This window comes from Nocardioides bruguierae (genome assembly GCF_023656415.1).
GTDB lineage: Bacteria > Actinomycetota > Actinomycetes > Propionibacteriales > Nocardioidaceae > Nocardioides > Nocardioides bruguierae.
In genome coordinates this window covers 1-5,928 of the sequence record NZ_JAMOIL010000058.1, presented here as the reverse complement: position 1 = coordinate 5,928, position 5,928 = coordinate 1, and the positions used below count along the sequence as shown (strand labels likewise).

General features: G+C 66.4%; 6 protein-coding genes and 2 pseudogenes. 5 read left to right on the top strand and 3 right to left on the bottom strand.

Going from position 1 to position 5,928, the window contains the following annotated elements; all coding sequences use genetic code 11:
* Nucleotides 1–334 precede the first annotated feature (334 nt).
* Entirely contained in the window at nucleotides 335–898 is a 564-nt protein-coding gene (locus M8330_RS21535; protein WP_250829028.1) for a GNAT family N-acetyltransferase, read from the bottom strand.
* A 337-nt stretch (nucleotides 899–1,235) separates the two neighbouring features.
* A complete protein-coding gene (locus tag M8330_RS21530; RefSeq protein WP_250829027.1) occupies nucleotides 1,236–1,688 on the bottom strand; it encodes a hypothetical protein in 453 nt (150 codons plus the stop codon).
* Between the two features lie 503 nt (nucleotides 1,689–2,191).
* On the opposite strand from M8330_RS21530, the gene M8330_RS21525 reads away from it, so the two are divergent.
* Nucleotides 2,192–2,452: an excalibur calcium-binding domain-containing protein gene (locus tag M8330_RS21525; RefSeq protein WP_250829026.1), complete on the top strand. Its 261-nt coding sequence runs from the start codon at nucleotides 2,192–2,194 to the stop codon at nucleotides 2,450–2,452.
* 475 nt (nucleotides 2,453–2,927) lie between these two features.
* On the opposite strand, the gene M8330_RS21520 is transcribed toward M8330_RS21525, so the two are convergent.
* Nucleotides 2,928–3,455, bottom strand: a complete 528-nt coding sequence (locus M8330_RS21520) for an HD domain-containing protein (protein ID WP_250829025.1) — start codon at nucleotides 3,453–3,455, stop codon at nucleotides 2,928–2,930.
* A 134-nt stretch (nucleotides 3,456–3,589) separates the two neighbouring features.
* Here M8330_RS21520 and M8330_RS21515 point away from each other — a divergent pair, with 134 nt between their 5' ends.
* From M8330_RS21515 to M8330_RS21505, 4 genes and pseudogenes are all read left to right on the top strand, one after another.
* Nucleotides 3,590–3,871 carry a transposase gene (locus M8330_RS21515; protein WP_250829024.1) on the top strand — a complete coding sequence of 94 codons (282 nt, stop codon included), beginning with the start codon at nucleotides 3,590–3,592 and terminating at the stop codon, nucleotides 3,869–3,871.
* Between the two features lie 29 nt (nucleotides 3,872–3,900).
* Nucleotides 3,901–4,155: pseudogene (locus M8330_RS22820) on the top strand (IS3 family transposase); the annotation flags it as partial.
* A gap of 338 nt (nucleotides 4,156–4,493) precedes the next feature.
* Nucleotides 4,494–4,742, top strand: a complete 249-nt coding sequence (locus M8330_RS21510; RefSeq protein ID WP_250829023.1) for an integrase core domain-containing protein — start codon at nucleotides 4,494–4,496, stop codon at nucleotides 4,740–4,742.
* A gap of 699 nt (nucleotides 4,743–5,441) precedes the next feature.
* A pseudogene (locus M8330_RS21505) lies at nucleotides 5,442–5,928 on the top strand (transposase); the annotation flags it as partial.

Sequence of the window (5,928 nt, the reverse complement as noted above, 5' to 3'; positions counted from 1 at the left end):
GAGCCCATCCCGCACCGGGTCGCTCCGCGAGCCCATCCCGCACCGGGTCGCTCCGCGAGCCCATCCCGCACCGGGTCGCTCCGCGAGCCCATCCCCGTTCGGGCCAGCGCAGGTGCGAGATCATGCCGGCCGCGGTCGTAGTGAGTGAGGTGGCGATGATGCTGGGGTAGGCGTGGATGTATGAAAAGCCGCGAACTGTGCGGGCCACCGCGCCGCGCTGCCAGTCCGATCAGACGGTGAGCATCCCGCGGTCGCCGGCGTCGGGCTTCGGGAACGCCGCGTCCGTGGCTGGCACGATGCCACGTGCGGGGTGTCTGGGCCGGCCGGTGTGGGGCTAACGGCCCACGGGCTCGGCGGACCGGCTGTCCCACTCGTCTCGCAGGATCGAGTGCATCAGCGAGTCCCGCCATCCGTCGCGCAAGCGCAGCGAGTGTCGGATCGTGCCCTCGACGATCAGCCCGGCGTGCCTCAAGACGGCTGCCGAGGCGTGGTTGCGCGGGTCGCAGGTCGCCTGCACCCGCTCCACGGAGGGATCGGCGAACGCCGCGCTCACCAGTAGCCGCGCCACCTGCGTTCCCAGCCCGCGACCCCACAGGTCGACGTGCACGGCGTAGGCGATCTCGCGGCAGGAGGAGCCGCACCGGGTGATCTCACCCACCCCCACCACGCCGTCGGCCAGAGTCTCGGCGGCATAGACCACGCGTGACCCCACAGGGTGGACCCAGGTGGCTGCTGCCTCCGTGACGAACGCCGCGGTCTCCTCGGGCGTGTTCGGCCCCCAGGCCTGGAACCGGCAGGCCTCCTCACGAGACGCCCACTCGTGGATCCGATCAACGTCGGAGACCTGGATGGGCCGCAACACCGGGTCGTGCCGGTCAGGAATCGCGTCGATCGTCACGATGACGATGCTATGCCCCGCGCCCCCGCCGGTCCTTGCCGTCCGCGCCAGCTCGAGACGGTCCGAGCATCGCTGACGGCGACTGCCCTCGGTTAGCGCCCATCGGGTCACACTGTGGGTCCGCTTGGGGCCTGGCGCCGGAGGTCATGGATCGCCGCGAGCCCATGGGCTCGCGGAGCGACCCGGTACGGGATCGGCGAGCGGGACGGTCGCATCGAGCACGCCTCCCTCGACCGGCCGCCGGGCGAGGAGTGGGTCTACCCGCGACACGAGCGAGGCACGACCTGAGCGCACGGACATGCCACGTTCCGCTCGCGGATCAGCCATGAGCGTGCGTCTACTCCATGAGTGCGTCGACCCGTCCAGGGTCGACCCCGACATTCTGCGCCGAGTCCCTGAGGTCGACCAGCAAAGGACGCGGCACCGCTATGTCGTCCTCGTGGAGGTTGTCGCACAGGGTCTCGTACGCCAAGCTCTCCTCGCCCGCACCGAGCAACGATCGGACGGTCTCGGGGGTCCTGCTCACAGAATCGATTGACGAGGCGTGTAGGTCACTCGCACTTGCCCACAGGACGGCCTCGATGGCGCTCGCCAGTTCTATACGGCCCTGCCACGCTTGCCAATCAGCCTCGTCGTAGAGCGTCCATGTGTCGCGCCCTGTCGCCGTTGCCCGGACAACCGCAACGGCAAAGCAGCCGCCATGGTCAATGACTTCGACATCGAATCGGGTAGTGGCGCGGACCAGTCTCGCGAGGCGTTCAGCCCTATCACGGTTCATCCCTGCGTCCACCGCTAGATGGTTGCAGAGAGCGCCAGCACATGCCGTGTTCCGGCGTACCGGCAAACGTTCCGCTTGCGGAACACTGCGACGGAGTGAGCTCAAAGGCCCGGGGGCTGGGCAGACGTCGTGTGGGTCGCCGACGGCGAGGGGGACAGCCTCTGCCCCGAGTTCTCGGACGTTGATGGGGCGTACGACGCTGTCGTGCAGAACGTCGACGACCTACTCATGTAGTCGGTGGAACCGTACGCTCACGCCGCGAGACGGCTGGTTTCACAGCCCGATCGGGACGCGTGGCGAGCGGGACGCGTGCCACAGCCGATCCTTGGCGGGAACTGTGCCCACTGGCAGTAGCCGATCCCTTCGGCATCGCTCCAGCAGACCCGCTGCCGGAGGACCCGATGACCGATCCTGTGGAGTTCGCTCGGACCCGCGAGCTAGATTCGCCTGCGGCGACAGCGACGGTGGGCTTACCTTCCGCCGGTAAGGATTCACCTCACGGAAGGGGCACTTGGATGGCCCGACACTTCATCGGCTCGGCAGCGGTCGCGGCGCTCATGGTCGGCTCGCTGACCGCAGTTGCGGCGCCGGCCCAGGCGGCGACGGACTTCGCGAACTGCGACGCGATGCACAAGGTCTACAAGTACGGCGTTGCCAAGTCGAAGCGGCAGGTGCGATCCGGGCACTACAGGCCCGCGGTCCGGCTCAAGGTCTACCGGGCGAACACCGAGAGCGACGCCGACAAGGACGGCACCGCTTGCGAGGTCACGGCCTGAGCGGTCGGCCGTGAGCGGGGAGCCCGGCCTCCGCGTCACACGGGGAGAAACGCTGGGAAGCCGGGCCACGGCCCCTCGGCACCATGGGATACCCGAGGCCGCTGAGACTACGACTGTTCCGTGGCTGATGAATAGTCCCCAGCGAGGTGCGCGCGTGGCCCAGCGCCGGGGCCGGGGACAGGCGACCCGGGCCAGGCCACGCGGCGTGCCGGCGCGATGGGGGAGGCCGTGCACGCGAGCAACCCGCGCGGTGACCGGTCTCGGGTCCGTTCACCGCGCGGGCTGCACAGCCATCCTAGACGATGGTCCAACCCGCTACCCGTTGCGCTGGCAATGGAATGGCTGTGAGCGCATGGTGGACGACGCCGGTCCGTTGCCGAGGATCAACAGGGGGGTCGGCGAGCCGGCCTAGTGACCGCGGCCCGGGATGCGAAGAGTGGGCTTCCCGGGTCGCGGTCCACTACCAACAGCGTCGTCAGACGACTCTGACGCCAATCGCCCGCGCGCAGGCTGCCCGGAGGGCGCCTTGCGACCGTTCGACTGCTCGAGCCACGGGATGTTGGGGCTCGTACCGATCAAGGATCTCGCGCACTCGGGTGTCGACGTCAACGGATACCCCCTGAGGTCCGGTCGTCATGTCGGCACAGGTGAGCTGATCGAGCAGGGCTTGCTCTGGCACGTCGAAGGCGAGCAGCCGCCCGGTCAGCCCACGTTCTTCCGCTTCGACCCAGGCGCCGCTGTGGTGGGCCACGAGGGCAACAACCTCGCGAGGAGCGCCGTGCAGGTCCAGGTAGCATGCGCCGTCGATCGCGTGCATGCCGGTGGCGGCGTTCGGCACGCCGTAGCCGATGTCGTGCAGCCAGGCGGCGCCGACGACGGGTTCCGAGGCACCAAGGTCGACGGCTCGCCGTGCCACGCCCTGTACGTGCAGCCAGCGGTCACCGGCGTCGCCGAGCAGCTCCTCGGCGAGGGCTCGGCACTCCGCGACGCTCCAGGTGGACACGGTTCGAGCGTAGCCACCGCATGGAGCCGCGGCCGGGCGTGTGGTTGCCGAATTGCTCTTGTGTGGCCCCCCGATTTTCGGTCCGGTTCTTGTGAGAATTCATCGACATGTGAGAGGGCCGGTGTGAGTGTCTGATGGCTGCAGCGAAGAGGTTGAGTCCGGAGCAGATCGTGGCGAGGTTGCGGGATGCGGAGAAGCTTCAGGGGCAGGGGGCGTCGGTTTCGCAGGTGTGCAAGAAGCTCGGGGTCTCCGAGCAGACGTTCTACCGCTGGCGGACCAAGTACGGGGCGTTGAAGGAGGACGAGGCGATTCGACTCAAGACGTTGGAGCAGGAGAATGCCCGTCTGAAGAGGATCGTTGCCGAACAGGCCTTGGACATCTCGATGCTCAAGGACGTGGCCAAGGGAAACTTCTGAGCCCGGCTCGTCGGCGCGACGCGGTCGCGATGCTGACTCGCAAGCACAAGGTCAGCGAACGCCGTGCTTGCCGGCTGGTCGGGCAGCACCGGTCCTCGAATCGCTACGAGCCAAGGTCCACGGACTTGGAGGTGAAGTTGGTCGAGAGGATGCATGCGCTGGCTGGTGAGCATCCGAAGTGGGGCTACCGGATGATCCACGGGCTGCTGATCGCCGAGGGCTGGCCGGTCAACAAGAAGCGGATGGAGCGTTTGTGGCGCCGCGAGGGGCTGCAAGTGCCCCCACGCAAGCCCAAAACCTCAGGTCAGAAGGCACGTGGCGATGACTCCAACAGCATTCGCCGGCTACCGGCTCGGTATCGAAATCACGTGTGGTCCTACGACTTCATCAAGCGGCGCACCAGCGACGGTCGCCCGGTGCGGGTGCTCAACGTGATCGACGAGTTCACCAGACTCGGGCTCGGCTCTCATGTGGCCCGAGGGATCGGCGCCAAGGGGGTCCGGGCCCACTTGGGGCGACTGTTCGCGGTGCACGGTAAGCCGAGGTTGATCAGAGCCGACAACGCCGGGAGTTCATCGCAGACTCCCTGCTGGACTGGCTCGGAGAGCAGGAAGTTCGTGGTGTGTTCATCGCCAAGGCGAGCCCGTGGCAGAACGGCATCAACGAGCGATTCAACGGCACCATGGAGCGCGAGTTGTTCGGCCACGAGGTCTATCACTCGATCCTCGAGGTCCAGTTCGTCGTCGACGCCTGGACCGAGAAGTACAACACCATGCGAGCTCATCGCAGCTTGGGCGGACAGACACCCGCGGCGTACGCCAAGATGCTCAAGGAAGCGACGAAGTACGACCAAGGTGGTGGTAGCCGATGAGAGGTCCTACCACCACCGCGCGTGGACCAGTCGCGATCACCTGGCCGGGGTGCCGAACCCGGGTAGCGGCGTCCCGCAACTCAAACAGGTGCTGGACCAGAAACTCGGGGCCGCTCAACGTCGACCGGACAGGCCGGGAATTCGATGACGAACTTGGCGACCTTGTAGGAGGTCTAGCGTGTGGTGCTGGGTTTACGGCCGTAGGCATCGGGCTTAGTTTCGTGGCTACTCCAGTCGTAGGTGGTGAATATGCGGCCGGCGGGTACCTCGCTTGCGCAGGCATTTCGATCGGTGGCTACTTTGACTAATTACTCAAGAGCTTTGATCGGTGGTGCAGCGATTTCCGTCACCGTCGTTGTGCTCTTGCTGGGAGCAGTGGCGGCCGGAAAGTGCTCTTTAGAACTGGCGGCTATTTTGTCCCCCGCAATACTGTTATTGCCTATGTGCGTGACGTCTTTCGTATTTTGGAAAAAGCAAAAGTAGTGAATCGCCTGTAAGTGTTTGTGGTGGCTGGCCTGAGCCCTGATCCGTAAGTTCTTGGGTGGCCCGGGAGGGTCGGGTGTGGCTGAGCCTTGATCGTCGCTGAGGTGGCTCCGGTGGATTGGGTCTGCTGCACGGATCGGTGACATCTTGACCTGCCCTACGGGTTGGTTTCCAGATCAGGTGATGAGTCTCGGGCCTGACTGAAAGGCTCTGAGAGTGCCCCGTCCCTATCCGCCCGAGTTTCGTGCCCGCGCCGTCGCGCTGGTCCGCTCGGGCAAGCAGGTCAAGCAGACCGCCTACGAGCTCGGCATCAGCGCCGGCTGTCTCCACGCATGGGTGCGCCAGGATCAGATCGACCGGGGCGAGCGTCCGGGCATCAGTACCGGCGAATCCGCCGACCTCCGCGCAGCACGCAAGCGAATCAGGGAACTCGAGACCGAGTTGGCGATCGTCCGGCAGGCCGCGAAGTTCCTGGACCAGGACAAGCCCCACCCAAAAGGGTCCACCCGGTGATCGACCGTCTGGCCGATGCCGGGATGCCCGTCGACGTCGCATGCCGGGTCCTTGGTGTGTCTCGGCAGGGCTACTACCGCTACAAGCGCCGTCCCTTGTCGGCCACTCAGCTGCGGCGCCAGTGGCTGACCGGACTGATCCGCGAGGTCCACGTGGCTTCCCGCGGTACCTACGGCTACCGCCGTGTCCA